Here is a 25,637-nt window from a genome sequence, read left to right as displayed (position 1 = left end):
CTTTATTGGAGCGAAAAATGGCTCAAGTGCAAGGCAAGATTGTTCAATGTATCGGCGCTGTGGTGGACGTGGAGTTCCCCCGCGACCAGATGCCCAAGATTTATGACGCCCTGAAGCTCGAAGGCTCGTCGCTGACGCTGGAAGTGCAACAGCAGCTGGGCGACGGCGTGGTGCGTACCATTGCCCTGGGTTCGTCCGACGGCCTGCGTCGCGGCATCATGGTGTCCAACACCGGCAACCCCATCACCGTGCCTGTGGGCAAGGCGACGCTGGGCCGCATCATGGACGTGCTGGGCACGCCCATCGACGAACGCGGTCCGGTCAGCCAGGACCTGACGGCTTCCATCCACCGCAAGGCCCCTGCGTACGACGAACTGTCGCCATCGCAAGAGCTGCTGGAAACCGGCATCAAGGTGATCGACCTGGTGTGCCCGTTCGCCAAGGGCGGCAAGGTGGGTCTGTTCGGCGGCGCCGGCGTGGGCAAGACCGTGAACATGATGGAACTCATCAACAACATTGCCAAGGCCCACAGTGGTCTTTCGGTGTTCGCTGGTGTGGGCGAGCGTACCCGTGAAGGGAACGACTTCTATCACGAAATGGCCGATTCCGGCGTGGTGAACCTCGAGAAGCTCGAAGACTCGAAGGTCGCCATGGTGTACGGCCAGATGAATGAGCCCCCAGGCAACCGTCTGCGCGTGGCCCTGACCGGCCTGACCATCGCGGAATCCTTCCGTGACGAAGGCCGTGACGTGCTGTTCTTCGTGGACAACATCTACCGCTACACGCTGGCCGGTACCGAAGTGTCCGCTCTGCTGGGCCGTATGCCTTCCGCCGTGGGCTACCAGCCTACGCTGGCCGAAGAAATGGGCCGCCTGCAAGAGCGTATTACGTCCACCAAGGTCGGTTCGATCACTTCCATCCAGGCCGTGTATGTGCCAGCGGATGACTTGACCGACCCATCGCCTGCCACGACGTTTGCTCACTTGGACTCCACCGTGGTGTTGTCGCGTGACATCGCTTCGCTGGGTATCTATCCCGCCGTGGATCCTCTGGACTCCACCAGCCGCCAGCTGGACCCGAACGTGGTGGGCGAAGACCACTACACCACGGCCCGCGCCGTGCAAGGTACGCTGCAGCGCTACAAGGAACTGCGCGACATCATCGCCATCCTGGGCATGGACGAACTGGCTCCTGAAGACAAGCTGGCTGTGGCCCGCGCTCGCAAGATCCAGCGTTTCCTGTCGCAGCCTTTCCACGTGGCTGAAGTGTTCACGGGTTCGCCAGGCAAGTACGTTCCCCTGTCGGAAACCATCCGCGGTTTCAAGATGATCGTGAACGGCGAATGCGATCACCTGCCAGAGCAAGCGTTCTACATGGTGGGCACCATTGACGAAGCCTTCGAAAAGGCCAAGAAGGTGGCCTGATGAGCCGTCGGCCGGGCAGCCCATGGCAGCGCGGCCTTCAGCAATCAAGCAACCCACCTTTTCCTAGGAGCAATGATGAACACCATCCACGTTGATGTGGTCAGTGCCGAAGAGTCCATCTTCTCCGGTGAAGCGCGTTTTGTCGCTCTGCCCGGCGAAGCTGGCGAACTGGGCATCTACCCCCGCCACACCCCGCTGATCACCCGCATCAAGCCGGGCTCGGTGCGCATCGAAATGGCTGACGGTGGCGAAGAGTTCGTTTTCGTGGCCGGTGGCATTCTGGAAGTGCAACCCAACTGCGTGACCGTGCTGTCCGACACCGCCATCCGTGGCAAGGACCTGGACGACGAGAAGGCCAACGCAGCCAAATCTGCAGCCGAAGAAGCGCTCAAGAACGCCAAGAGCGACATCGATCTGGCCAAGGCCCAGTCCGAGCTGGCTGTTATGGCAGCCCAGATTGCGGCACTGCGCAAGTTCCGCCAGAAGAAGTAAGCTTTTGCGAGCACCCCTGTGCGGCAAAAAACCCGGCAATGCCGGGTTTTTTTATTTCTGCGCTGTGTGGATGCCCTCCAGCATTGGCCTTGCCATGGTGCATACGCTCCCCCCAGCCGTGGATTGCCATGAGTTCCGTTTGATGTGGATGATCGGTGACTTTTAGCGCTGCTCCGAAACGAAACGGCTGCCCGCCAGGCTAAAAAAGGCCGGGGCCCCTCACAGGGCCCCGGCCTTTTGCATTGGCACTTTTCACAAAGCCCTCATGCAGTCCGCATGGGGCCTTTGGCAATTACATCGCGTTGCCGATTTCGCCAGAAGAGATCTGGCCCGTGCGCAGGGCTTCAGCAGCCTGGGCACGCACAGCAGCACGGTCAGCCGTGGACTTGTAGGTCACCACACGCGAACCAGCGGGTTCGATGGAGCGGGTCTGGGCCACGGTAGCAGCTTCGGCAGCCACTTCAGCGCGGGTGCGGTTGGTTTCGAACTTGGTGGCGAACTGCGAAGCATCTGCCTCATCAGCGTGGGCACCAAAAGCGGCAAAAGCGGCGACAGCAGCAACGGACAGGAAACGGACAGACTTGTTCATGGTGAAACTCCGGAAAATTCTAAAAAGAGGACTTGGGTACTGAGAGATACGGCGCAACCAGGGCGGCAGATTCAGCCGCCCCTGGTGAATCAGCCGCGCTCACCCGAAGAAATCTGGCCGGTACGCACTGCTTCAGCAGCCTGGGCACGCACGGCAGCGCGGTCAGCCGTGGACTTGTAAGTCACCACACGCGAACCAGCGGGCTCGATCGAGCGGGTCTGGGCCACGGTAGCAGCTTCTGCAGCCACTTCAGCACGGGTGCGGTTGGTTTCAAACTTGGTGGCGAACTGCGAAGCATCGGCTTCGTCAGCCTGGGCACCAAAAGAAGCGAAAGCGGCGACAGCGGCGATAGACAGGAAACGTGCGGTGTTGTTCATGATGGAAATCCTTGAAGTTAAAGAAGCGGCTCAAAAAACCGGGACAAAGCGCCAAAAACAAAGAAAGCTGCCTGGGACCGGGTTCGGTGAGTCGCCTTGCGGGTTCGGCTCATCGATGGGATGAACTGTACGCCGGTGGGGTGCAGAGAAAAACCACCGGGTCGCGAACTAACTGTTCCAGTATTGGAAACAATGAAGATGGGATGAGGGCCAGTCCGTGGGCTTGGGGCACTGGTTCGGCCGGATATAGGTACCTGCTGATGGATAACCCGGGTACATATTCAGGACGGTTGCAGAGTGCAGGGCTGCAGGGCTGTAGAGCCGAAGGCGTGTGACGGGCGCACCTGCGCAGAGTCAGCGGGTTAGCTCCGCAATGTGGCCTGCTGGGGCTGGATGTGGGGTGTTCAATTCAATGCCCATGGAAAGCAGTTTGCGCCTGAACTGCACGTGTCGTCTGGCTGAGCTGCAGCCCGCCCATACACACAATGGCTGCCCTCTGGGCGCTCTGGTTCGCGTCGCGTTGTAGATGCTCGGGATGGCCGCCAGACGGTATTCAGCGCACGACCGGCGCGTCGGGTAGCTCGTTGACGGAGGGCGAATCGGTGGCGCGCGGAAAGTGCTCCACCAGCAGGGCTCCTACCGCGCCCAAGGCCTGCGCCAGGCCTTCTTCGTAGCGGCCTTGCTGAAACTGGGCCGACATCTTCGTCGCCATCTCCTGCCATGCGGTGGGTGGGACATGTCGTGCCAGGCCCCGGTCGGCAACGATCTCGAAAGCATGTTCCGGCATCAGCAGGTAGATCAGCACGCCGTTGTTGTGTTCGGTGTCCCACACGCGGTGTTTGCTGAACAGCATCAGCGCGCGTTCGCGTGCATTGGCGTGACGGCGCAGGTAGCTCCAGGGGAGCCCCGCTTCCGCCACGATGCGAATCTGCCCGGTGTGCTGCCGCTCGCTGGCAGCGACCTGCGCGCCGAGGCGCTGCAGTGCTTGCAACGGGATGGCGGATCGGCCGAAGGCGTCGTGCCAGCGATGGTGGACGAGCCTCCAGATGGAACGCCATAGCGTGTGCGTTGGTTGCCCGCTGTTCTCAACACCCATCACCAGTCTCCCGATGCACCACCGCCACCAAAATCGCCCCCACCGCCCGAACTGAAGCCGCCGCTGTCACTGCTGCTGCTGAATCCGCCCGAACTGCCGCTGCTCCAGCCCCCGGAGCCTCCGCCGCCATGCCCCAGGCTGATGGGGCCGCTGCTGCCTCCAAAAAGCCAGGTGTAGAGCAGCGCAATCACGCCCGCGCCCACCGACAGCAGCAGGCTGGAGGTGAACACGAACGCCAGGGCGCCTACGCCGCCTCCTACCGCCAGTCCGCCCAGCGCAGCCCCCAGGAGGCTGCGAGCCAACGGGCCGGCCACCATGACGCCGAAGAACAGGAAGATGGCAAAGTCCGTCCAGTCGAACAGGCCATGACTGCTGCCCCCAGCGGCAGGGGCGGACCTCTCAGCCGGGGCGGGCAGGGCTTCGCCCGCAATGCGCGCGCCGATCTGCGTGACCGCAGCGCTCAGGCCGCCGGCAAAGTCGCCTTGCTGAAAGCGGGGCTTCATCGCGCCGTCGATGATGCGTGCTGCTGCGATGTCGGGGATGGCACCTTCCAGAGACTTGGCAACCTCGATGCGCATCTTGCGGTCGTTCTTGGCCACCACCACCAGCACGCCGTCACCCACGTCGCGGCGCCCGATCTTCCACTGGTTGCCGACGCGGTTTGCATAGGCGGCGATGTCCTCTGGTGCGGTGGTGGGCACCATCAGCACGACGACCTGCGAGCCGCGCGACTTTTCGAGGGCGACCAGCTGGCCCTCCAGCGCCTGGGTGTCTGCGGCGCTGAGCGTGCCGGTCTGATCAATGACGTGGCCGGTCAGCGGGGGCACAGCCAGCGGCTGCGATTGGGCCCAGCCAAAGATAGGCCATGCAGCTATAAAAAATATAGCTATCAGGGCATATCGAATAGGCGCTAGCAGCATATTCAGCTCACATCAGGCCCTGCAAGGGGTTGTTCAGGGCTTGGCCTTGGATGCGGAGAAGTCCACCGCGGGCGGCACGGAAATCTGCGCCTCGTTGGCGACGGTAAAGCTGGGCTTGGGGGCGTAGCTGAAGGCCATGGCCGTGAGGTTGGTGGGGAAGCTGCGGGCCAGCACGTTGTACTCCTGCACGGTCTGGATGTAGCGGTTGCGGGCCACGGTGATGCGGTTTTCGGTGCCTTCCAGCGTCACCCGCAGGTCGCGAAAGCCCTGGTTGGCCTGCAAGGTGGGGTAGCGCTCGGACACGACCATCAGGCGCGACAGGGCGCTGGACAACTCTCCCTGGGCCTGCTGGAACTTGCTGAAAGCCTCGGGGTTGTTCAGCGTCTCGGGCGTGACCTGGATGGCCGTGGCCTTGGCGCGGGCCTCGACCACCTTGGTCAGCGTCTCCTGTTCAAAGTTGGCCTCGCCCTTCACGGTGGCGACGATGTTGGGCACCAGGTCGGCACGGCGCTGGTACTGGTTGAGCACTTCGCTCCAGGCGGCCTTCGATTGCTCGTCCAGGCGCTGGAAGTCGTTGTAGCCGCAGCCGCTCAGCGTGAGCGTGGCGGCGAGCAAGGTGAGGAGGGCAAGAAGACGTTGGATCATCATGATGGTGGAGTCCGCCGATGGAGAAATGGGATGACTGTGCCAGAAACCGGAGGGCGCCAGTCCACAAACTGGTCGCAGACCAGCGATGGTGGCCCCCGCCCGGGCCCGTACAAAATCGGTAGGCAGCCAGGCATTGCACCGCCGCCGCACAATAGCAGGCTGGCGTTGTACCTGTCACGCCGTTCCGACCCACTTACCACCAGAATTAACATGCCCCGCGCCCGATCAAAAGCAGCCACCCTGGGTGGCTCTTCGGATGAAACCGAAACCGCGTTTTATGAGGCGCTGCAGCGCGGTGACATCGAGCTGCTGATGTCGTGCTGGGCGGACGATGACGAGATTGTCTGTGTGCACCCGGGCGGACCGCGCCTGCTGGGGCCCGCCGCCATCCGTGCCGCGTTCGAGGCCATGTTCTCCCATGGCACGGTGCGTGCCCGGCCGGCGCAGGTGCACCGCGTGGTGGCGCTGTCGAGTGCCGTGCACAGCGTGGTCGAGCAGGTCGAGGTGATGCTGCCTGACGGCCTGCACCAGGCCGTGGTCATGGCCACCAACGTGTACCACAAGACCCCCGAAGGCTGGCGCATGGTGGCCCACCACGCCAGCCCGGGCGTGGCGCCCGACGCCCAGGTGGATGTGCTGGCGCAGCGCCCCGTTCTGCATTGAGAGGCCCCTGCGTGAGAATTTGGGGCCAAATTGGCTGTATGCGCCGACAACATATGCCTTGGCAGCTATGAAATACATAGCGCCTCGCTGGCTCCCCGGTGGCCAGTTGCAAACGATCTGGCCCGCGCTGTACGCACGCCGTGTGTTCGGCCCGCGTCCCGAGTACCGCCGTGAGCGCTGGGACACCCCCGATGGCGATTTTGTCGATGTGGACTTTCTCCAGGACGGTGTGGTGGCTGACGCTCCCAGGCCGCTGCTGGTGGTGTTCCACGGGCTGGAGGGCTCATCACGCAGCCATTACTGCGAAGCCTTTGCCGACCTGGCCCGCGAGCGCGGCTGGGCCTGCGCGCTGCCGCACTTTCGCGGCTGCAGCGGGGAGATCAACCGTGCCCCGCGCGCCTACCACTCGGGCGACCATGCGGAGATCGGCTGGATGCTGCAGCAACTGCGGGTGCACCACCAGGGGCCGCTGATGGCGGTAGGAGTGTCACTGGGCGGCAACGCCCTGCTGCGCTGGGCCGCCGAAGTGGGCACTGACGCTGCGCGCAGCGCGGATGCGGTGGCGGCCGTGTGCTCGCCCATCGACCTGGCAGCGGGCGGCCATGCCATTGGGCGCGGCTTCAACCGGCTGGTGTACACGCGCATGTTCATGCGCACCCTGGTGCCCAAGGCGCTGCAGAAGCTGGCCCAGCACCCGGGGCTGTTTGACCGGCAGGCGCTGCTGGCCGCGCGGGACCTGTACGCGTTCGACAACGTGTTCACCGCGCCCGTCCACGGATTCCGTAATACCGAGGACTACTGGCTGCGCGCGTCGGCCAAGCCGCTGCTGCACCGCATCCGCATTCCGGCGCTGGTGGTGAACGCGCGCAATGACCCCTTTGTGCCCGCTGGCAGTCTGCCGGACGTGCGCGAGGTGGGACGCCATGTGACGCTCTGGCAGCCGCCGCATGGCGGGCATGTGGGGTTCCCGCGCGGCTTGCCACCGGGGCATGTGCGCGCCATGCCCGACGCAGTGGGAGGGTGGCTGGCCGAGCACAGTGGGGCGCTGGCGCTGCACGGCGCACAATCCGCCCATGGATGACATCGTCAAACAGGCACTGGCCAAATGGCCCAACGTGCCCGACTGCTACGGCTGGCTGGGCCTGGATGCGCGTGGCCACTGGTATCTGCGCGACGACGCGGTGCAGGCAGCGGGTGCGTTTCCGCACAGCAAAGGGTCGTTGCTGCAGCACGACAAGCTCATCGCGTTCATAGCCCGCAACTACGAGCATGACGACCAGGGGCAGTGGTTCTTTCAAAACGGCCCCCAGCGCGTGTATGTCGAGCTGGAGGCCACGCCCTGGGTCTGGCGTCTGCAGCCGCAAGACCTGCGCGCCATCAGCCATACGGGCCGGGAGGCGTCGGTCCGCCACTGCCTGCTGGACGAGCAGGGCCGTGTGTACCTGGAGACAGACCTGGGCCTGGGGCTGGTGCACACGCTGGATGTGGCACTGGCTGCAGAGGCTGTGACCGACGGACGCTGGACGCCGCAGGACGTGCAGGCGCAGGACCTTCCGGCACGCTACGGGTATGTCTGCAGTCCGCGCGCCCGGTCGCAAGCCGGTGCCCCTCCGCCAACCTGAAGCTCCGCCCCACCGCCTTCAACCCGGAGTTGCAGGCACTCAGAGCGGCTCACCACGGCACTGGATAACCTGCAAGACGAAAAAAAAGCCGGTCGCAAGGACCGGCTTTCCGGGTGGGGGTTCTACCCCGCCCGTGCAGGGTGAGGCGCTGCCTTACTTGGCGGCGGCTGCCATGAACTCCACCGCGGCGCGCAGATCGGCGTCAGAGGCTTGGGAGCCGCCACGCGGAGGCATGGCGCCCTTGCCCTTGGCGACACTGGTGTACAGCGCGTCGATGCCTGCGGGCAGGCGAGCGGCCCAGGCGGCCTTGTCACCAAACTTGGGAGCACCGGCCACACCGGCAGCGTGGCACACCTGGCAAGCCTGCTTGTACAGAGCCTCGCCAGCGCCTGCTGCGGCGGCTGCAGGTGCGGCAGCTACCGCTACAGCGGGCGCAGCAGCTGCAGGGGCTGCTGCGGGTGCTGGTGCAGGAGCGGCGGCTGGCGCTGCGTCTGCCTGAGCGGCTGGGGCAGCGGCTGCGGGAGCAGCAGGTTCGGCAAACTTGGCCCCACCCGCATTGGCCATATAGGCCACAGCGCGCGCAATTTCGGTGTCGTTGAAGTCGCCGCCACCTTGGGGGGCCATGGCGCCCTTGCCCTTCAGGGCCGACTGCACCAGGGCTTCAAACCCGGTGCCAATGCGCGCAGCCCAGGCAGCGGCATCACCAAACTTGGGGGCACCCGCAGCGCCGGAAGCATGGCAGGCGGAGCACTGGGCCTTGAACACTTCTTCGCCGCTCTTGAGGGGGCGGTTGGCGTCGCGCACTTCGACCATGCCGATCTTCTGGATGCGTTCGGCGATGGCCTTTTCGGGGTTGACGGCACCGGCAGCGGGCTTGTCCGCCGACGTCACATACAGGACCAAGCCAATGATGGCAAAGATCGGAATCACAAACGAGAAAAGTACCGCGACCAGCAACTGCTTGGGGTTCTTGATCGGGCCGGTATGGGCTTCTTCGTGGTGGTTGTCGCTCATGTCGTCCTCAGGTGTATCGGGGGCTTCGGTGTAATTAACCTTAAATTATATCTGCGGGGATGGTTATTCCCATCCCCGCTGGATGCAGACAACCACGGGTTTGCCCCAGAGCGAGCGCGGCGCCCCAGGGGCTGCGCTCGCTCCCGCGCAGGGCGTCAGGAGGGGAGCCGGGCGCTGGTGTCGGGCGCTCCACCCCCCAGTGCCTTGTACAGCGACACCTGGTTTTGCAGTTGCGCCAGCCGCACCTGCACCACTGCCTGCTGGGCCGTGAACAGCGAGCGTTGTGCGTCCAGCAGATCCAGATAGCTGGCCACGCCGTTGCGGTAGCGCAGGTCGGCCAGCTGCAGGCGCGCGGCCTCTGCCTGGGCCTGCTGTTGCTGGGCCTGGGCCTGTTCGCCCAGCGTGGCTTGCCCCGCCAGTGCATCCGAGACCTCGCGGAACGCGGTCTGGATGGCCTTTTCGTACTGCGCCACGGCAATCTCCCGGCCGACCCGGGCGCTGTCCAGGTTGGCCTGGTTGCGGCCTGCGTCAAAAATGGGCAGCAGCAGGGATGGCGCGATGGTGAAGCCCCAGGAGCCGTTCTTGAACAGGCCGGACAGTTCGCCGCTGGCTGTGCCTGCCTGCGCCGTCAGGGAGATGCGCGGGAAAAACGCCGCCCGCGCAGCGCCGATGTTGGCGTTGGCGCCAATCAGTTGCTGCTCCGCCTGGCGGATGTCCGGCCGGCGGGTGAGCAGCTCCGACGGCACGCCGGCAGGCAACGGTGCCATCACAGGCGCGTCGGCCAGCTTGCCACCGGCCAGACTGGCGCGCACGTCTTGCGGCAGTGCCTGGCCCAGGAGCAGGACCAGCGCGTTTTCGTCGAGCGCGCGCTGGCGCTGCTGTTGCGCCAGCGTGGCGCGGGCCGCCTGGGTGAGCGACTCGGCCTGGCGGAAGTCGAGCTCGGATGCCACACCCGCGTCCAGGCGCATCCGGGTCAGGCGCACCGACTCCTCGCGCGATGCAAGGGTCTGGCGCGACAGGTCCAGCAGCTCCTCGTCGGCCAGCAGTGTCAGCCAGCCATTGGCCACTGCCGCCACCAGGCTCACCTGTGCGGCGTTGCGGCCTTCTTCCGTGGCAAGGTACTGGGCGAGTGCCTGCTCCTTGAGGCTCGCAATGCGGCCAAAGAAGTCGATTTCCCATGCGGATACGGCCAGACCCACGCTGAACGAGTTGGTCAGGTTGCCCGTGCCCGTGGCAGGGGCCCGGCTGGCATTGGCGGCCAGTCCCACGCCCGGGTACAGGTCGGCCCGGCGCACCTGGTAGGTGGCCCGAGCTTGCTCGATGTTGAGCATGGCCACACGCAGGTCGCGGTTGTTGGCCAGCGCAATGTCGATGAGCTGTTGCAGGCGTGGCTCGGCAAAGTAGTTCTGCCAGGGCACGGTGGCTCCCGACTGCGCAGCTGCGCTGTCGGTCGTTGCCGCCCCGCCGGCGTAGGTGGCGGGGACGGGGGGCTGCGGGCGCTCATAGGTGGGGATGAACGAGCAGCCAGCCAGCAGCGCAGCCGCCGTGGCTGCTGCCAACGCCATGGGGGTACTTCGGTTCTTATTCATGGGTTCCAACTCCTGCTTCTTCTGCATGGCGGCGGTTCATTTCCTGCTGGCGCGCGCTGCCTTTGAACAGGCTGCGCACCACCACAAAGAACACAGGCACAAAGAACACGGCCAGTGCGGTGCCTGTGACCATGCCACCCAGCACGCCGGTGCCGATGGCCCGCTGGCTGGCAGAGCCCGCACCCGACGCGACGACCAGTGGCAGCACGCCCAGGCCGAACGCCATCGAGGTCATCACGATGGGGCGGAACCGCAAATGCGCGGCGGCCAGCGCCGACTCGATCACGCCCTTGCCCTGGGCCTGCAGGTCCTTGGCGAACTCGATGATCAGGATGGCGTTTTTCGCTGACAGGCCAATGATGGTGATCAGGCCCACCTGGAAGTACACGTCATTGGCATAGCCGCGCAGCAAGGTGGCCAGCAGCACGCCCAGCACGCCCAGGGGCACCACCAGGATCACGGCCAGCGGGATCGACCAGCTCTCGTACAGCGCAGCCAGGCACAGGAACACGGCCAGGATGGCAAAGCTGTACAGGATGAGCGACTGCGAGCCTGCCAGCTTTTCTTCGCGCGACTGGCCGGTCCATTCAAAACCGAAGCCTTGGGGCAGTTGGCCAGCGAGCTTCTCCATCTCGGCCATGGCAGCTCCCGTGCTGTAGCCCGGCGCTGGCGAGCCGGAAATGCGCATGGCGGGGTAGCCGTTGTAGCGCACGGTTTGCTGCGCGCCGGTCACCCAGCGCGTGGTTGCGAACGCCGACAGCGGCACCGGTTTGCCCTGGCTGTTGGTGGCATTGATCTGCAGCAGATCGTCGGGCTGCATGCGCGCCGGCGCATCGGCCTGCACTACCACCCGCTGCAGGCGGCCCTGGTTCGGGAAGTCGTTCACATAGCTGGAGCCCAGCGCGGTGGACAGCGCGGAGTTGATGGCATCAAACGGCACACCCAGCGCGTTGGCTTTGTCGCGGTCTATGTCGATCTGCAACTGCGGAGCGTCTTCCAGACCATCGGGGCGCAATTGCGTGAGCACCTTGCTCTGCGAGGCCATGCCCAGCAACTGATTGCGGGCTTTCACCAGGGCCTCGTGCCCTGCGCCGCCACGGTCCTGCAGGCGGAACGTGAAGCCGCTGGCGTTGCCCAGCTCGGGAATGGGCGGGGGGCTCAACGGGAAGATGAAAGCATCGCGAATGCCCATCAGCGCACCAAAGGCGCGGTTGGCCACGTCCTGTGCCGACTGACCGGGGCCATGGCGCTCGCTCCAGTCCTTGAGGGTCACAAAGGCGAGGGCCGCGTTCTGCCCCTGGCCGGAGAAGCTGAAGCCCAGCACACCCACCATGCTTTGCACCTCGGGCTGCTTGAGGATGAAGCCTTCGACCTGCTCCATCACGGCCAGCGTACGCTCCTGCGTGGCGCCAGGTGGCAATTGCACGTTGACGATGATGTTGCCCTGGTCTTCGCTGGGCAGGAACGAGGTCGGCAGGCGCATGTAGACCACGGTCACAGCACCGATGATGGCTGCGTAGATCACCAGGTAACGCGCGGCGCGCCGCAGCATGCGGGCCACAAAGCCCTCATAGCCTTTGGCAGTGCGCGAAAAGCCGCGATTGAACCAGCCAAAGAAGCCAGTCTTTTCGTGGTGATGTCCCGCCTCGACTGGTTTGAGCAGCGTGGCGCACAGTGCCGGTGTGAGCGACAGGGCCATGAAGGCTGAGAAGCCAATAGATGCCACCATCACCGCCGAGAACTGGCGGTAGATGTTGCCCGTGGAGCCTGCAAAAAATGCCAGCGGCACGAACACCGAGATCAGCACCACCGTCACGCCAATGATGGCGCCCGAAATCTGGCGCATGGCCTTGCGCGTGGCTTCCAGCGGCGACAGGCCTTCTTCGCTCATGATGCGCTCAACGTTCTCCACCACCACGATGGCGTCGTCCACCACGATGCCGATCACCAGCACCATGCCAAACATGGTCAGCACGTTGATCGAGAACCCCAGCGCCAGCAGTGTGGCAAACGTACCCAGCAGCGCAATCGGTACCACGATCGTCGGGATGATGGTGTAGCGCCAGTTCTGCAGAAACAGGAACATCACCAGGAACACCAACACCACGGCCTCGACCAGTGTTTCAGCGACCTGCTTGATGGAGATGTCTACGAAGCGCGAGCTGTCGTAAGGAATGCTCCAGCTCATACCTTCGGGGAAGTAGCGTGACAGCTCATCCATCTTCGCGCGCACGTCCTTGGCGGCCTCCAGTGCGTTACCGCTGGGCGACAGCTGAACGCCGATGCCCACGGCGGGCTTTCCGTTCAGGCGTGCGGCGGTGGCGTAGGCCTGGCCACCCAGTTCCACACGCGCCACATCCTTGATGCGCACGGTGGAGCCATCGGTGTTGGCACGCAGCACGACGTTGCCGAACTGTTCAACGCTGGACAGTTGCCCATTGACCACCACGGTGGCGGCAATGCCTTGGCCCGCGACATTGGGCAGGTCGCCAATGGTGCCGCTGGCCACCTGGGCGTTCTGGGCGCGTATGGCTGCAGTGATCTCTGCTGCCGACAGGTTGTAGCTCACCATCTTGGCCGGGTCGATCCAGATGCGCATGGCGCGCTCCGTGCCAAACAGCTGGGCCTGGCCAATACCCTTAAGGCGTTGCAGTTCTGGCACCACGTTGCGCGACGCATAGTCACCCAAGGCCACGGTGTCGGTGGCCGGGTTGCTGGACGACAGCATGGTGAACAGCAGGAAGTTGGAGCGCGACTTGTCCACGCGCACCCCCTGTTGTGTCACGGCAGAAGGCAGGCGCGGCGTGGCCCGTGAAAGCCGGTTTTGCACGTCCACCTGCGCCAGGTCGGCATTGGTGCCGGGCTGGAAACTCAGCGTGATGCTGCCGGAACCATCGGCCTGCGCGACCGATTCCATGTAGATCAGCCCGGGGGAGCCGTTCATCTCGCGTTCGATGACCGACAGCACGCTGTCTTCGAGGGTTTGCGCCGATGCGCCGGGGTATGCCGCGTTGATGACGATGGACGGTGGTGCCACCGGCGGGTACTGTGCAATAGGTAGCTGCGTGATGGCTACGCCGCCCATCACCATGATGAACAGCGCAATCACCCACGCAAAGATGGGGCGGTCAATGAAAAATTTGGCCATGCTGGATTGCCCCTTATGGCTTGGATGCTGCCGAAGCGGGCGCTGTCGGCGCCTCTGCGGAGGCTGGCGCTGCGGCAGTCGCTGCTGCCGGCGCAGGCGTGCCCGGTGCTTGCCATGGAACGGGCTTTACCGGGGTTCCGGGAGGCAGCATCTGCAGCTTCTGGAAGCCGTCCACCATCACTTTTTCACCCGCCTTCAGACCGTCCAGCACCACCCAGCGGTTGTTCTGTGCGGCACTGATCTTGACGGTGCGCTGCGACACCTTGCCGTCCTCGCCAACCACGCTGACCGTGTCGCCCTGCTGGGTTCGCGTGACAGCCTGCTGGGGCAGGGTGATGGCGTTGCTGGCTTGTGCCTGTTCAATCCGCACACGCAGATACAGTCCGGGCAGCAACTCGCCCTTGGGATTGGGCACCTCTGCGCGCAGGGTGACCTGGCCGGTGGTGGAGTCCACCGACAAGTCCGTGAACAGCAGCTTGCCAGCTTGTGCGTATTCAGATCCGTCGCTGAGCACCAGCTTGACGCTGGCTGCCTGGCTGCCGCCAGCGCGCTTGAACTGCCCACTTTCCATGGCGCGGCGCAGTTGGAAGACGTCACCGGCCGATTGGGTGAAGTTCACGTACACCGGGTCAATCTGCTGCACCACAGCCAATGCGGTCGCTTCGCCCTGGCCGACCAAGGCGCCTTCGGTGACCAGTGCGCGGCCAATGCGGCCGGAGATGGGGGAGGTCACACTGGCATAGCTGAGGTTGATGTCGGCGGTGCGCACAGCAGCCTTAGCGGCCGCCACGTCGGCCTGGGCTTGTTTCTCGGCCGCCTCTGCGTTTACAAAGTCCTGCTTACTGATGGCATTGGCTGCAACCAGGGGGCGATAGCGCTCAGCTTGTGCGCTGGCCTGTGCCAGATTGGCCTGGGCCTTGGCGAGGCTAGCACGCGCGCTCTCTGCCGCTGCGGCGTAGGGAGCGGGATCAATGCGGAAGAGCACTTGTCCCGCCTTGACGTCGCTGCCTTCCTTGAACACCCGCTGCTGGAGGATGCCTGCGGCCCGGGCGCGCACCTGGGCCACGCGCGATGCCTCAACGCGGCCAGGCAGCTCGGTGATCAGCCCCACGTCGCCGGGCGTGGCGGTAACGACTCCCACTTCGACCGGGGGCGGCTTGGGACCGCCCGCCCCGGCGGCCTGTCCATCGGCCTTGCCACAGGCGGATACAAGCAGTACTGCTGCGCTGATGGCAGCCAGCGAAAGCACTCGTCGGGTGGTGGTGGCACGCAAGTAAGGGGTGCCGGATGCGTCACGCAGTTGAGGCATGAGAGTCCTTTGGGTGGGCGTCAAAAAAAGGGATCTGGAAAAAAAGTGGGAGGTCTGGAGCGCTTCGCTCAATGCCCCGACAGTTTGATCAGAAATTATACATACAGACATGAATGTATAATTGTTGACTGCTGCAGATGCCCCTGGGCAGTCGTAGGGGTTTTGGAGACTCAACAGGATGTTTAACTATGGCGCGCCGGACAAAAGAAGATGCAATCGCAACCCGCAACGGGTTGATCGATGCGGCTGAGTTGGTGTTTCGGGAAAAAGGGGTGTCCCGCGCGTCGCTGAGTGATATTGCCCAGGCGGCGGGAGCCACGCGTGGTGCGATCTACTGGCACTTCAAGGACAAGGTAGACCTGTTTAGCGCCATGATGGACCGTGTCACGCTGCCGCTAGAGCAGGGTTTTGCCAGTTTTGAAGACAGCACTTGCGCTGATCCTTTGCAACGCCTTCGGGCGGTGATGGCGCTGGTACTGCGCAGTGTGGCCTCGGACGAGCACACCCGAAGGGTTTTCGAGATTGCGTTGTACAAGGTGGAATACGTGAACGAGCTGATGGGGCTGCGCGAGCGCCATGTGGCGGCCTCCGAAGGGTTTACGCAGCAGCTGGCGCGCGACTTTGCGCTGGCTGCTGAGTCGCAAGGGGTGGTGCTGTCGATGTCGGCGGTGGACGCGGCCATCAGCCTGCATGCCCTTTTTGATGGGCTGATCCGCAACTGGATTCTGAATGATGGTGGCTTTGATCTCATTGGCGTAGGTGGCGCCAGCACCGACGCATTTTTGCGTGGTGTGGGGTTGTCGCTGGTCGGTACGAAAGTGCCTGCTGCATCCTGTGGGGGCTGAGCGCCAGGGCTTTGTTTGTTTGGATGCTTGCCGCGTGCAATAATCAAAGGCTGCGTCAATCAGAGGTATGCGGCTGTAGCTCAGTGGATAGAGTATTGGCCTCCGAAGCCAAGGGTCGTGGGTTCGATCCCCGCCAGCCGCACCAACGGTACATGCAGCAGCGAGCGCTTACAGCGTTTGTGAAGAGCGTCAAATACGTTTAATTTCTGAATGCGTAAAAATTTGGTGCTATAATTCGAAATTCTCCGGAGGGGTGCCCGAGTGGCTAAAGGGGGCAGACTGTAAATCTGTTGGCTTACGCCTACACTGGTTCGAATCCAGTCCCCTCCACCAGTGAGTGAGCAGTGTTGAGAGTGATGCTTGACTTTGCGGGTGCAAAGTTGGGTTCGCAAAGGCCGGTGGTCTGCGCGGGAGTAGTTCAATGGTAGAACCCTAGCCTTCCAAGCTAATGACGCGGGTTCGATTCCCGTCTCCCGCTCCATTGTTTGTTGTGCTGGTTTGTTGAGTAGAGATTTTTGGTGTTGTGCGAGCGGCGCCAATTGCCCATGTGGCTCAGTGGTAGAGCACTCCCTTGGTAAGGGAGAGGTCGCGGGTCCGATTCCCGCCATGGGCACCATTTTCTGGTGCGTCCGGTTCTGGTTGCGCCGAGATCCTGTTGTGTTGATTTAGATTTTTTTCGGAGTCGGAAAAATGGCAAAAGGAAAATTCGAGCGGACCAAGCCCCACGTGAACGTGGGCACGATCGGTCACGTGGACCATGGCAAGACGACGCTGACGGCAGCGATCGCTACCGTGCTGTCCGCCAAGTTCGGCGGCGAAGCCAAGGCCTACGACCAGATCGACGCTGCGCCCGAAGAAAAGGCCCGCGGCATCACGATCAACACCGCCCACGTGGAATACGAAACGGCCAACCGCCACTACGCTCACGTGGACTGCCCCGGTCACGCCGACTATGTGAAGAACATGATCACCGGCGCTGCCCAGATGGACGGCGCTATCCTGGTCTGCTCCGCTGCTGACGGTCCCATGCCCCAGACCCGCGAGCACATCTTGCTGGCTCGCCAAGTGGGCGTGCCTTACATCATCGTGTTCCTGAACAAGTGCGACATGGTGGACGACGAAGAACTGCTGGAACTCGTCGAAATGGAAGTGCGCGAACTCCTGGACAAGTACGACTTCCCAGGCGACGACACCCCCATCATCCGTGGCTCCGCCAAGCTCGCCCTGGAAGGCGACAAAGGCAAGCTGGGTGAAGAAGCCATCATGAAGCTGGCCGAAGCCCTGGACACCTACATCCCCACGCCTGAGCGCGCTGTGGACGGTGCCTTCCTGATGCCCGTGGAAGACGTGTTCTCCATCTCCGGCCGCGGCACCGTGGTGACCGGTCGCGTGGAACGCGGCATCATCAAGGTCGGCGAAGAAATCGAAATCGTGGGTATCCGCGACACGCAAAAGACCACCTGCACCGGCGTGGAAATGTTCCGCAAGCTGCTGGACCAAGGCCAAGCTGGCGACAACGTCGGCCTGCTGCTGCGCGGTACCAAGCGCGAAGACGTGGAGCGTGGCCAAGTGCTGTGCAAGCCCGGCTCGATCAAGCCCCACACCCACTTCACGGCTGAGGTGTATGTGCTGAGCAAGGACGAAGGCGGTCGCCACACTCCTTTCTTCAACAACTACCGTCCCCAGTTCTACTTCCGCACGACCGACGTGACTGGCGCCATCGAGCTGCCAGCCGACAAGGAAATGGTCATGCCTGGTGACAACGTGTCGATCACTGTGAAGCTGATCAACCCCATCGCCATGGAAGAAGGTCTGCGCTTCGCTATCCGCGAAGGCGGCCGTACCGTGGGCGCTGGCGTCGTGGCCAAGATCATTGCTTAATCAAACAAGGTATACAGGGGTATAGCTCAATTGGCAGAGCGTCGGTCTCCAAAACCGAAGGTTGTAGGTTCGATTCCTACTGCCCCTGCCACTTGAATGTGGCCCCCAACAAGCCCGCCAGACCCTGGCGGGCTTCGGTGTCTTAAGTGATGCCGTGACTAGGAAGCAGGAAATACTCAAAGATGGCCACTTCACAGGTTGAAACTGTCAATACAGGCGCAGACAAGGCCAAGCTCGCAGCGGTAGTGGCGTTGGTCATTGCCTCCGTTGCGGGCTTTTATTTGTTGAGCAAGCAAGGCGCTGTCGTGCAGTGGGCGGCATTGATCGTCGGGCTGGTTGCGGCTGCTGCGGTGTTTTTGGTGTCGGAATCGGGGCGCCAGTTCGTCGCGTTTGCCAAAGATGCATGGCGCGAAGTGAAAAAGGTGGTCTGGCCCACGCGCAAGGAAACCTTGCAGATGACTGCCTATGTGTTCGCCTTCGTGGTCATCATGGCGCTTTTTCTGTGGTTCACGGACAAGACGCTGGAGTGGGTCTTGTACGACTTGATTTTGGGTTGGAGAAAGTCATGACGACCGCTGCGGAAATCACGGGAGCACAAGCTCCTGCAGGCGCTTCTGCCTCGGCCAATCCAGACCTGCGCTGGTACATCGTCCATGCCTATTCAGGCATGGAAAAAGCGGTCGAACGCAACATTCAGGAGCGCATCGGCCGTTCTGGCATGCAAGACAAATTTGGTCGGATCTTGGTGCCGACCGAAGAAGTCGTGGAAATGAAGAACGGCCAACGCAAGACGACGGAGCGTCGCTTGTTCCCTGGCTATGTGTTCGTTGAGATGGTGATGGATGACGATACCTGGCACTTGGTGAAGCACACCAACAAGGTCACAGGTTTCGTGGGCGGCGCCAAGAACAGGCCTGCCCCCATCTCGGAAGACGAAGTGCAAAAGATCGTCAGCCAGATGCAGGAAGGCACCGACAAACCACGCCACAAGATCGAGTTCATGGTGGGCGAGTTGGTGCGCGTCAAGGAAGGTCCTTTCACGGACTTCAATGGCTCTGTCGAGGAAGTCAATTACGAAAAGAGTCGCGTGCGCGTCTCTGTGATGATTTTCGGTCGCTCGACCCCTGTGGAGCTGGAGTTCGGACAGGTCGAAAAGACATAAATCTGTCGAGCACAAGCCTGCCTGCCTCGGCAGTCAGGGCAAAGATTTTGGACGCCGCACTTTTCGGCTCGGTGCGGGCGTCGTCACAGTGAGTCGTTAACCCGGGGAGCTGGTGGTTGCATGGTGCAACACAAGCGTTATGACCCGTCAGGAGTAAAGCATGGCGAAAAAAATCGTCGGTTTTATCAAGCTGCAAGTTCCAGCTGGTAAGGCCAATCCATCCCCACCGATCGGCCCAGCACTGGGTCAACGTGGCCTCAACATCATGGAGTTCTGCAAGGCATTCAATGCGCAGACCCAAGGTGTGGAGCCGGGTCTGCCACTGCCCGTGGTCATCACGGCGTTCGCAGACAAGAGCTTTACCTTCATCATCAAGACGCCGCCTGCGACGACTCTGATCAAGAAGGCCATCAAGCTCGAAAAGGGTTCTTCCAATGCCCTGAAGACCAAGGTTGGCAAGATCACGCGCGAACAGCTCGAAGAGATCGCCAAGACCAAGATGAAGGACATGAACGCCGCTAACGTTGACGCTGCTGTCCGTACGCTGGCTGGTTCCGCACGCTCGATGGGCGTGACGGTGGAGGGTTTGTAAATGGCCAAGTTGACGAAAAAGCAAAAGGCCCTGCAGGGCAAGGTTGACAGCACCAAGCTGTACGCTTTTGCAGACGCAGTGGCGCTCGTGAAAGAAGCTGCAACGGCCAAGTTCGATGAATCCATCGACGTGGCAGTGCAACTGGGCATCGATGCCAAGAAGTCGGATCAAGTGGTGCGTGGCGCCGTGGTGCTGCCCAATGGCACTGGCAAGACGACCCGTGTCGCTGTGTTTGCACAAGGCGCCAAGGCGGAAGAAGCCAAGGCTGCGGGTGCTGACATCGTTGGCATGGACGACCTGGCTGCCATGGTCAAGGCTGGTGACATGCCGTTCGACGTGGTGATTGCTGCCCCCGACGCTATGCGCGTTGTGGGTACTCTGGGCCAGATTCTGGGCCCTCGTGGTCTGATGCCTAACCCCAAGGTTGGCACCGTGACTCCTGACGTTGCCACTGCTGTGAAGAACGCCAAGGCTGGTCAGGTGCAATTCCGCGTGGACAAGGCCGGTATCGTGCACAGCACTATTGGCCGCCGTTCGTTCGACAACGAAAAGCTGCAAGGCAACCTGGCTGCGCTGATCGATGCACTGAACAAGGCCAAGCCAGCTTCGAGCAAGGGTCTGTACCTGCGCAAGGTCGCTGTGTCCTCCACGATGGGCGTTGGCGTCCGCGTGGATACGCAATCCATCGCAGCGTAATTGCGATTGAAATCTTCGGGCCTTTTTCAAAGGGCCTGATGTGGTGGGCTGTGGGTGGTGCAATACCTGCCTGCAGGCCATCCAAGACCGTTGGTGTGTGGCTCGCCGCACTTAATCCCCTTGCGGGGCCAACGCAGATGGCGATCCCGCTGCAGATGGAATTCGTTCCGAAACAGTTGGTCGCTGCAACAAGAGCGCGCAGGAGGGTGCAAGCCTGAGTGCGCAATTTAAGGAGTAGACCTTGAGTCTTAATCGCAGTGAGAAAGAAGCGGTCATCAGTGAAGTGACCAGCCTCGCCGCTAAAGCTCAAACGCTTGTGATCGCGGAATACCGTGGCATCACGGTCGCCGACATGACCAAACTGCGCGTTGATGCTCGCAGCAAGGGTGTGAGCCTGAGTGTTCTGAAGAACACCCTGGCCCGCCGTGCTGTGGCAGGCAGCCAGTTTGACGTGGTGGCAGACCAGATGACCGGTCCCCTGATCTATGGCTTCTCCGAAGACGCCGTGGCTGCCGCGAAAGTGGTGGCTGACTTTGCGAAGACCAATGACAAGTTGGTGATTCGCGGTGGCGCTTTCGGTGGTAAAGCCCTGGACGTCAACGGCGTGAAGCAACTGGCCAACATTCCTTCCAAGGAAGTTCTGCTGGCTCAGATTTGTGGCTTGCTTATGTCCCCCATGTCGCGTACAGCCGTTGTGCTGGGCGCACTGGCGGCGAAAAAAGGCGAAGGCGCAGCCGCACCGGCCACCGAACCTGCAGCAGCTTGATAGCTGGGCAGTCAACCAACACAATTGTTAGGATATCAAAATGGCATTCGATAAAGACGCATTTTTGACCGCGCTGGACAGCATGACGGTTCTGGAACTCAATGACCTGGTGAAGGCCATTGAAGAGAAGTTTGGCGTGAGCGCTGCAGCTATGGCTGCTCCTGCTGCCGCTGGTGGTGGTGCTGGCGCCGCTGCTGCTGAAGAAAAGACGGAATTCAACGTGGTGCTGACCGAAGCCGGCGCCAACAAGGTGTCCGTCATCAAGGCAGTGCGCGAAATCACCGGCCTGGGCCTCAAGGAAGCCAAGGACCTGGTGGACGGCGCTCCCAAGAACGTCAAGGAAGGCATTGCCAAGGCCGACGCCGAAGCAGCCGTCAAGAAGCTGGTGGAAGCCGGCGCCAAGGCCGAACTCAAGTAATTCGGTCTTGCTCAAGGGCTGGAGTGCTCCTCAAAGGGCCTCCAGCCTTTGGTGCTTTCAGAGAGCACCCGTAAGCCCCGTCTGCAACGAGGCTTTCGAGTGTCTTCTGACAACCCCGACAGCAGAAGACGCCTTGGTTCGGGTGATGTGCAACGCATCACCGTCCGCCATGGTTGGTAGTGGCCAACCGCCAAGCCCGTAAGGACCACGCTCCTTGCGGGTCAGTCGTCGAAGACCCAGGACTCATGTCTTTGCCCGGAGATCTCATGGCCTATTCCTACACCGAACGCAAGCGAATTCGCAAAAGTTTCGGCACCCGCGATAGCGTGCTCGAAGTTCCTTATCTGCTGCAGATGCAGAAGGACGCATACACCGCTTTCCTGCAGGCAGATACAGCACCCCAGAAAAGAACCATCGAAGGCCTTCAGGCTGCATTCGACGCTGCCTTCCCTATCGTCTCCCACAACGGTTTTGTGGAGATGAAGTTCATTGAGTACAACCTGGCAAAGCCTGCCTTCGATGTGCGTGAGTGCCAGACCCGTGGTCTGACGTTCGCCTCGGCCGTGCGCGCCAAGGTGCAACTGATCATCTATGACCGCGAGTCCTCGACGTCGCAGTCCAAGGTGGTCAAGGAAGTGAAGGAGCAAGAGGTCTACATGGGTGAAGTGCCCCTGATGACCGACAAGGGCTCGTTCATCATCAACGGCACGGAGCGCGTGATCGTGTCGCAGCTGCACCGGTCGCCAGGCGTGTTTTTCGAGCATGACAAGGGCAAGACCCACAGCTCGGGCAAGCTGCTGTTCTCAGCTCGGATCATCCCGTACCGCGGCTCCTGGCTCGACTTCGAGTTCGACCCTAAGGACATCCTGTACTTCCGCGTGGACCGTCGCCGCAAGATGCCGGTCACGATTCTGCTCAAGGCCATCGGCCTGAACCCCGAGTCCATCCTGGCGAACTTCTTCGTCAACGACAACTTCCGTCTGATGGACAGCGGTGCGCAGATGGAGTTTGTCTCCGAGCGCCTGCGTGGCGAAGTGGCACGTTTCGACATCACCGACAAGTCGGGCAAGGTGGTTGTGGCCAAGGACAAGCGCGTCACGGCCCGTCACACCCGCGAACTGGAGCAGTCTGGCACCACGCACATCAGCGTGCCAGAAGACTTCCTGATTGGCCGTGTGGTCGCTCGCAACATTGTGGACGCCGACACGGGCGAAATCATCGCCAAGGCCAATGAAGAACTGACCGAAGCGCTGCTCAAGAAGCTGCGCACTGCCGGCGTGCAAGACCTGCAGGTCATCTACACGAACGAACTGGACCAAGGCGCCTACATCTCGCAGACCCTGCGCATCGATGAAACGGTGGACGAGTTCGCTGCCCGCGTGGCCATCTACCGCATGATGCGCCCCGGCGAGCCGCCGACAGAAGACGCCGTGCAGGCCCTATTCCAGCGCCTGTTCTACAACCCCGACACGTACGACCTGTCGCGCGTGGGTCGCATGAAGTTCAACGCCAAGATTGGCCGCGACGAATCCACCGGCCCCATGGTGCTGTCCAACGAAGACATCTTGGCCGTGGTCAAGATCCTGGTGGATCTGCGCAACGGCAACGGCGAAGTCGATGACATCGATCACTTGGGCAACCGCCGCGTGCGTTGCGTGGGCGAACTGGCCGAAAACCAGTACCGCACGGGCCTGGCACGTATCGAAAAGGCTGTGAAGGAGCGTCTGGGCCAGGCCGAGCAAGAGCCGCTGATGCCCCACGACCTGATCAACAGCAAGCCGATCTCGGCCGCCCTGAAGGAATTCTTCGGTGCCTCGCAGCTGTCGCAGTTCATGGACCAGACCAACCCGCTGGCTGAAATCACGCACAAGCGCCGTGTATCTGCCCTCGGCCCAGGCGGTCTGACCCGTGAACGTGCAGGCTTCGAAGTGCGTGACGTGCACGTGACCCACTACGGTCGCGTCTGCCCTATCGAAACGCCTGAAGGTCCCAACATTGGTCTGATCAACTCGCTGGCTCTGTACGCCCGCCTGAACGAGTACGGTTTCATTGAGACCCCGTACCGTCGTGTGGTGGACGGCAAGGTGACCAACGACATCGACTATCTGTCGGCGATCGAAGAAGGCAAATACGTGATTGCGCAGGCCAATGCGCAGCTCGACAAGGACGGTCGTCTGACGGGCGAACTGGTCTCAGCCCGTGAAAAGGGTGAGTCGATTCTGTGCGGCGCAGATCGCGTGCAGTACATGGACGTGTCGCCCGCGCAGATCGTGTCGGTGGCCGCCTCGCTGGTGCCATTCCTGGAGCACGATGACGCGAACCGCGCGTTGATGGGCGCCAACATGTCGCGCCAGGCCGTGCCAGTGCTGCGTCCTGAAAAGCCCCTGGTTGGTACGGGCATTGAACGCGTGGCCGCTGTGGACTCGGGCACCGTGGTGACCGCTACACGTGGTGGTATCGTGGATTACGTGGATGCCACCCGTATCGTGGTCCGCGTGAATGACGACGAAGCCGTGGCCGGTGAAGTGGGTGTGGACATCTACAACCTCATCAAGTACCAGCGTTCCAACCAGAACACCAACATCCACCAGCGTCCTATCGTCAAGAAGGGTGACAAGCTGGTCAAGGGTGACGTCGTGGCCGACGGTGCATCGACGGACTTTGGCGAAATCGCCATCGGCCAGAACATGCTGATCGCGTTCATGCCCTGGAACGGCTACAACTTCGAAGACTCGATCCTGATCTCCGAACGCGTGGTGTCCGAAGACCGCTACACCTCGATTCACATCGAAGAGCTGGTGGTCATGGCTCGCGACACGAAGCTGGGTGCAGAAGAAATCACACGCGACATTCCGAACCTGTCGGAACAGCAACTGAACCGTCTGGACGAGTCCGGCATCATCTATGTGGGCGCCGAAGTGCAACCCGGCGACACGCTGGTCGGCAAGGTCACGCCCAAGGGCGAAACCACCCTCACGCCTGAAGAGAAGCTGCTGCGCGCCATCTTCGGCGAGAAGGCTTCCGACGTGAAGGACACGTCGCTGCGCGTGGACCAGGGTTCGTCCGGCACCGTGATCGACGTGCAGGTGTTCACACGTGAAGGCATCCAGCGCGACAAGCGTGCCCAGCAGATCATCGACGATGAACTCAAGCGCTTCCGTCTGGACCTGAACGATCAGCTGCGCATCGTGGAGGCCGACGCCTTTGATCGTATCGAGAAGCTGCTGACCGGCCGCGTGGCCAACGGCGGCCCACAGAAGCTCGCCAAGGGCACGAAGATCGACAAGGCCTATCTGGCTTCCGTCGAAAAGTTCCACTGGTTCGACATCCGCCCTGCGGAAGACGAAGTCGCCACCCAGCTCGAATCCATCAAGAACGCGCTGGAGCAAACGCGCCACAGCTTCGACCTGGCCTTTGAAGAAAAGCGCAAGAAGCTCACGCAAGGCGACGAGCTGCCTGCTGGCGTGCTCAAGATGGTCAAGGTGTACCTGGCCGTCAAGCGCCGTCTGCAGCCTGGCGACAAAATGGCCGGCCGCCACGGTAACAAGGGTGTGGTGTCCAAGATCGTTCCGGTCGAAGACATGCCCTACATGGCCGACGGCACCCCTGCCGACATCGTTCTGAACCCGCTGGGCGTGCCCTCGCGGATGAACATCGGCCAGGTGCTGGAAGTCCACCTGGGCTGGGCTGGCAAGGGCATTGGTCAGCGCATTGGCAACATGCTCCAGGAGCAGGCCAAGGCGTCCGAGCTGCGCACCTTCCTCGAAGAGGTGTACAACTCGCGCGGCCGCAAGGAAGACCTGTCGCAACTGAGCGACGACGACCTGATGGCCATGGCGGAAAACCTAACGAGTGGTGTGCCTTACGCTACCCCCGTGTTTGATGGTGCTTCGGAAGAAGAAATCAAGGACATGCTCAAGATCGCCTACCCGGACGATATTGCTGAGCGCAAGGGCCTGACACCGACCCGTACACAGGCTTATCTGTTTGATGGCCGCACGGGCGAGCGCTTTGAGCGCCCGACCACCATCGGCTACATGCACTACCTGAAGCTGCACCACTTGGTGGACGACAAGATGCACGCCCGCTCGACCGGTCCTTACTCGCTCGTCACGCAGCAGCCGCTGGGTGGTAAGGCACAGTTCGGTGGCCAGCGTTTCGGGGAAATGGAAGTGTGGGCGCTGGAAGCTTACGGCGCCGCCTATGTGCTGCAGGAAATGCTGACCGTGAAGTCCGACGACGTCGTGGGCCGTACCAAGGTGTACGAGTCCATCGTCAAGGGCGAACACGCCATCGAAGCCGGCATGCCGGAATCGTTCAACGTGCTGGTCAAGGAAATCCGTTCGCTGGGCCTGGACATCGAGCTGGAACGCTCCTAAGCAGAAA

At 62.1% G+C, this 25,637-nt stretch carries 23 protein-coding genes and 5 tRNA genes; 19 read left to right on the top strand and 9 right to left on the bottom strand.

All coding sequences use genetic code 11. The features are described 5' to 3' along the window. The first annotated feature begins 17 nt into the window (after positions 1–17). A complete protein-coding gene (gene atpD, locus CLU87_RS19145; protein ID WP_056058846.1) occupies positions 18–1,424 on the top strand; it encodes a F0F1 ATP synthase subunit beta in 1,407 nt (468 codons plus the stop codon). Between the two features lie 75 nt (positions 1,425–1,499). Then, positions 1,500–1,916 carry a F0F1 ATP synthase subunit epsilon gene (locus CLU87_RS19140; RefSeq protein ID WP_015012216.1) on the top strand — a complete coding sequence of 139 codons (417 nt, stop codon included), beginning with the start codon at positions 1,500–1,502 and terminating at the stop codon, positions 1,914–1,916. A 292-nt stretch (positions 1,917–2,208) separates the two neighbouring features. On the opposite strand, the gene CLU87_RS19135 is transcribed toward CLU87_RS19140, so the two are convergent. From CLU87_RS19135 to CLU87_RS19115, 5 genes are all read right to left on the bottom strand, one after another. After that, complete coding sequence (locus CLU87_RS19135; protein ID WP_056062211.1) at positions 2,209–2,505, bottom strand: hypothetical protein; 297 nt, start codon at positions 2,503–2,505, stop codon at positions 2,209–2,211. Positions 2,506–2,594: 89 nt separating this feature from the next. Next, positions 2,595–2,882, bottom strand: a complete 288-nt coding sequence (locus CLU87_RS19130) for a hypothetical protein (protein WP_056746105.1) — start codon at positions 2,880–2,882, stop codon at positions 2,595–2,597. Positions 2,883–3,435: 553 nt separating this feature from the next. Then, positions 3,436–3,978 (bottom strand): TPM domain-containing protein, encoded by a 543-nt coding sequence (locus CLU87_RS19125; protein WP_099731476.1) that lies wholly within the window; start codon positions 3,976–3,978, stop codon positions 3,436–3,438. Further along, a complete protein-coding gene (locus CLU87_RS19120) occupies positions 3,978–4,898 on the bottom strand; it encodes a YgcG family protein (protein ID WP_099731475.1) in 921 nt (306 codons plus the stop codon). The genes CLU87_RS19125 and CLU87_RS19120 overlap by 1 nt, the downstream gene beginning before the upstream one ends. A 33-nt stretch (positions 4,899–4,931) precedes the next feature. Continuing rightward, a complete protein-coding gene (locus CLU87_RS19115) occupies positions 4,932–5,543 on the bottom strand; it encodes a LemA family protein (protein WP_099732252.1) in 612 nt (203 codons plus the stop codon). Between the two features lie 213 nt (positions 5,544–5,756). On the opposite strand from CLU87_RS19115, the gene CLU87_RS19110 reads away from it, so the two are divergent. The 3 genes from CLU87_RS19110 (at position 5,757) to CLU87_RS19100 (ending at position 7,831) form a co-directional block, all read left to right on the top strand. Beyond that, positions 5,757–6,209, top strand: coding sequence for a nuclear transport factor 2 family protein (locus CLU87_RS19110; RefSeq protein WP_056059073.1), 453 nt, complete (start codon positions 5,757–5,759; stop codon positions 6,207–6,209). A gap of 67 nt (positions 6,210–6,276) precedes the next feature. Further along, positions 6,277–7,290 carry a YheT family hydrolase gene (locus CLU87_RS19105; protein WP_099731474.1) on the top strand — a complete coding sequence of 338 codons (1,014 nt, stop codon included), beginning with the start codon at positions 6,277–6,279 and terminating at the stop codon, positions 7,288–7,290. Beyond that, the gene (locus tag CLU87_RS19100) at positions 7,283–7,831 is read left to right on the top strand and encodes a DUF2946 family protein (protein WP_099731473.1); all 549 of its coding nucleotides are present in this window, start codon (positions 7,283–7,285) and stop codon (positions 7,829–7,831) included. The genes CLU87_RS19105 and CLU87_RS19100 overlap by 8 nt, the downstream gene beginning before the upstream one ends. Before the next feature lie 153 nt (positions 7,832–7,984). Here the strand turns inward: CLU87_RS19100 and CLU87_RS19095 are convergent, their stop codons facing one another. The 4 genes from CLU87_RS19095 to CLU87_RS19080 all read right to left on the bottom strand — a co-directional run bounded on the left by CLU87_RS19095 (position 7,985) and on the right by CLU87_RS19080 (position 14,891). Beyond that, a complete protein-coding gene (locus CLU87_RS19095; RefSeq protein WP_099731472.1) occupies positions 7,985–8,845 on the bottom strand; it encodes a cytochrome c5 family protein in 861 nt (286 codons plus the stop codon). Between the two features lie 155 nt (positions 8,846–9,000). Beyond that, on the bottom strand, positions 9,001–10,434 hold the full coding sequence (locus tag CLU87_RS19090; protein ID WP_099732251.1) for an efflux transporter outer membrane subunit: 1,434 nt from the start codon (positions 10,432–10,434) through the stop codon (positions 9,001–9,003). After that, positions 10,427–13,582 carry an efflux RND transporter permease subunit gene (locus CLU87_RS19085; RefSeq protein WP_056059085.1) on the bottom strand — a complete coding sequence of 1,052 codons (3,156 nt, stop codon included), beginning with the start codon at positions 13,580–13,582 and terminating at the stop codon, positions 10,427–10,429. Before CLU87_RS19085 ends, CLU87_RS19090 begins: the two co-directional genes overlap by 8 nt. A gap of 13 nt (positions 13,583–13,595) precedes the next feature. Continuing rightward, the gene (locus tag CLU87_RS19080) at positions 13,596–14,891 is read right to left on the bottom strand and encodes an efflux RND transporter periplasmic adaptor subunit (RefSeq protein WP_099731471.1); all 1,296 of its coding nucleotides are present in this window, start codon (positions 14,889–14,891) and stop codon (positions 13,596–13,598) included. A gap of 188 nt (positions 14,892–15,079) precedes the next feature. On the opposite strand from CLU87_RS19080, the gene CLU87_RS19075 reads away from it, so the two are divergent. From CLU87_RS19075 to rpoB, 14 genes are all read left to right on the top strand, one after another. Further along, positions 15,080–15,736 carry a TetR family transcriptional regulator gene (locus CLU87_RS19075; protein WP_099731470.1) on the top strand — a complete coding sequence of 219 codons (657 nt, stop codon included), beginning with the start codon at positions 15,080–15,082 and terminating at the stop codon, positions 15,734–15,736. A gap of 69 nt (positions 15,737–15,805) precedes the next feature. Beyond that, positions 15,806–15,881, top strand: a tRNA-Arg gene (locus CLU87_RS19070). A gap of 102 nt (positions 15,882–15,983) precedes the next feature. Then, positions 15,984–16,069: transfer RNA gene (locus CLU87_RS19065), tRNA-Tyr, on the top strand. Between the two features lie 74 nt (positions 16,070–16,143). Then, a tRNA-Gly gene (locus CLU87_RS19060) sits at positions 16,144–16,217 on the top strand. A gap of 60 nt (positions 16,218–16,277) precedes the next feature. After that, positions 16,278–16,352 (top strand) — tRNA-Thr (locus CLU87_RS19055). Between the two features lie 74 nt (positions 16,353–16,426). After that, positions 16,427–17,617 (top strand): elongation factor Tu, encoded by a 1,191-nt coding sequence (gene tuf, locus CLU87_RS19050; protein WP_099731469.1) that lies wholly within the window; start codon positions 16,427–16,429, stop codon positions 17,615–17,617. Between the two features lie 15 nt (positions 17,618–17,632). Then, positions 17,633–17,708, top strand: a tRNA-Trp gene (locus CLU87_RS19045). A 91-nt stretch (positions 17,709–17,799) separates the two neighbouring features. Further along, positions 17,800–18,186: a preprotein translocase subunit SecE gene (gene secE / locus CLU87_RS19040; protein ID WP_056641821.1), complete on the top strand. Its 387-nt coding sequence runs from the start codon at positions 17,800–17,802 to the stop codon at positions 18,184–18,186. After that, positions 18,183–18,779 carry a transcription termination/antitermination protein NusG gene (gene nusG / locus CLU87_RS19035; protein ID WP_015012231.1) on the top strand — a complete coding sequence of 199 codons (597 nt, stop codon included), beginning with the start codon at positions 18,183–18,185 and terminating at the stop codon, positions 18,777–18,779. The genes secE and nusG overlap by 4 nt, the downstream gene beginning before the upstream one ends. A gap of 160 nt (positions 18,780–18,939) precedes the next feature. Then, a complete protein-coding gene (gene rplK, locus CLU87_RS19030; RefSeq protein WP_008907082.1) occupies positions 18,940–19,371 on the top strand; it encodes a 50S ribosomal protein L11 in 432 nt (143 codons plus the stop codon). Next, on the top strand, positions 19,372–20,067 hold the full coding sequence (gene rplA, locus CLU87_RS19025) for a 50S ribosomal protein L1 (RefSeq protein ID WP_056059944.1): 696 nt from the start codon (positions 19,372–19,374) through the stop codon (positions 20,065–20,067). Positions 20,068–20,308: 241 nt separating this feature from the next. Next, a complete protein-coding gene (gene rplJ / locus CLU87_RS19020; RefSeq protein WP_099731468.1) occupies positions 20,309–20,833 on the top strand; it encodes a 50S ribosomal protein L10 in 525 nt (174 codons plus the stop codon). A gap of 40 nt (positions 20,834–20,873) precedes the next feature. Further along, on the top strand, positions 20,874–21,251 hold the full coding sequence (gene rplL, locus CLU87_RS19015) for a 50S ribosomal protein L7/L12 (RefSeq protein WP_008907085.1): 378 nt from the start codon (positions 20,874–20,876) through the stop codon (positions 21,249–21,251). 266 nt (positions 21,252–21,517) lie between these two features. Next, positions 21,518–25,630 carry a DNA-directed RNA polymerase subunit beta gene (rpoB, locus tag CLU87_RS19010; RefSeq protein ID WP_056745841.1) on the top strand — a complete coding sequence of 1,371 codons (4,113 nt, stop codon included), beginning with the start codon at positions 21,518–21,520 and terminating at the stop codon, positions 25,628–25,630. The last annotated feature ends 7 nt before the right edge of the window (positions 25,631–25,637 follow it).

This window comes from Acidovorax sp. 59 (assembly GCF_002754175.1).
GTDB classification, from domain to species: Bacteria; Pseudomonadota; Gammaproteobacteria; order Burkholderiales; family Burkholderiaceae_C; genus Acidovorax; species Acidovorax delafieldii.
The sequence above is the reverse complement of the archived record's forward strand: the minus strand, read 5'-3'. Positions and strand labels throughout refer to the sequence as shown.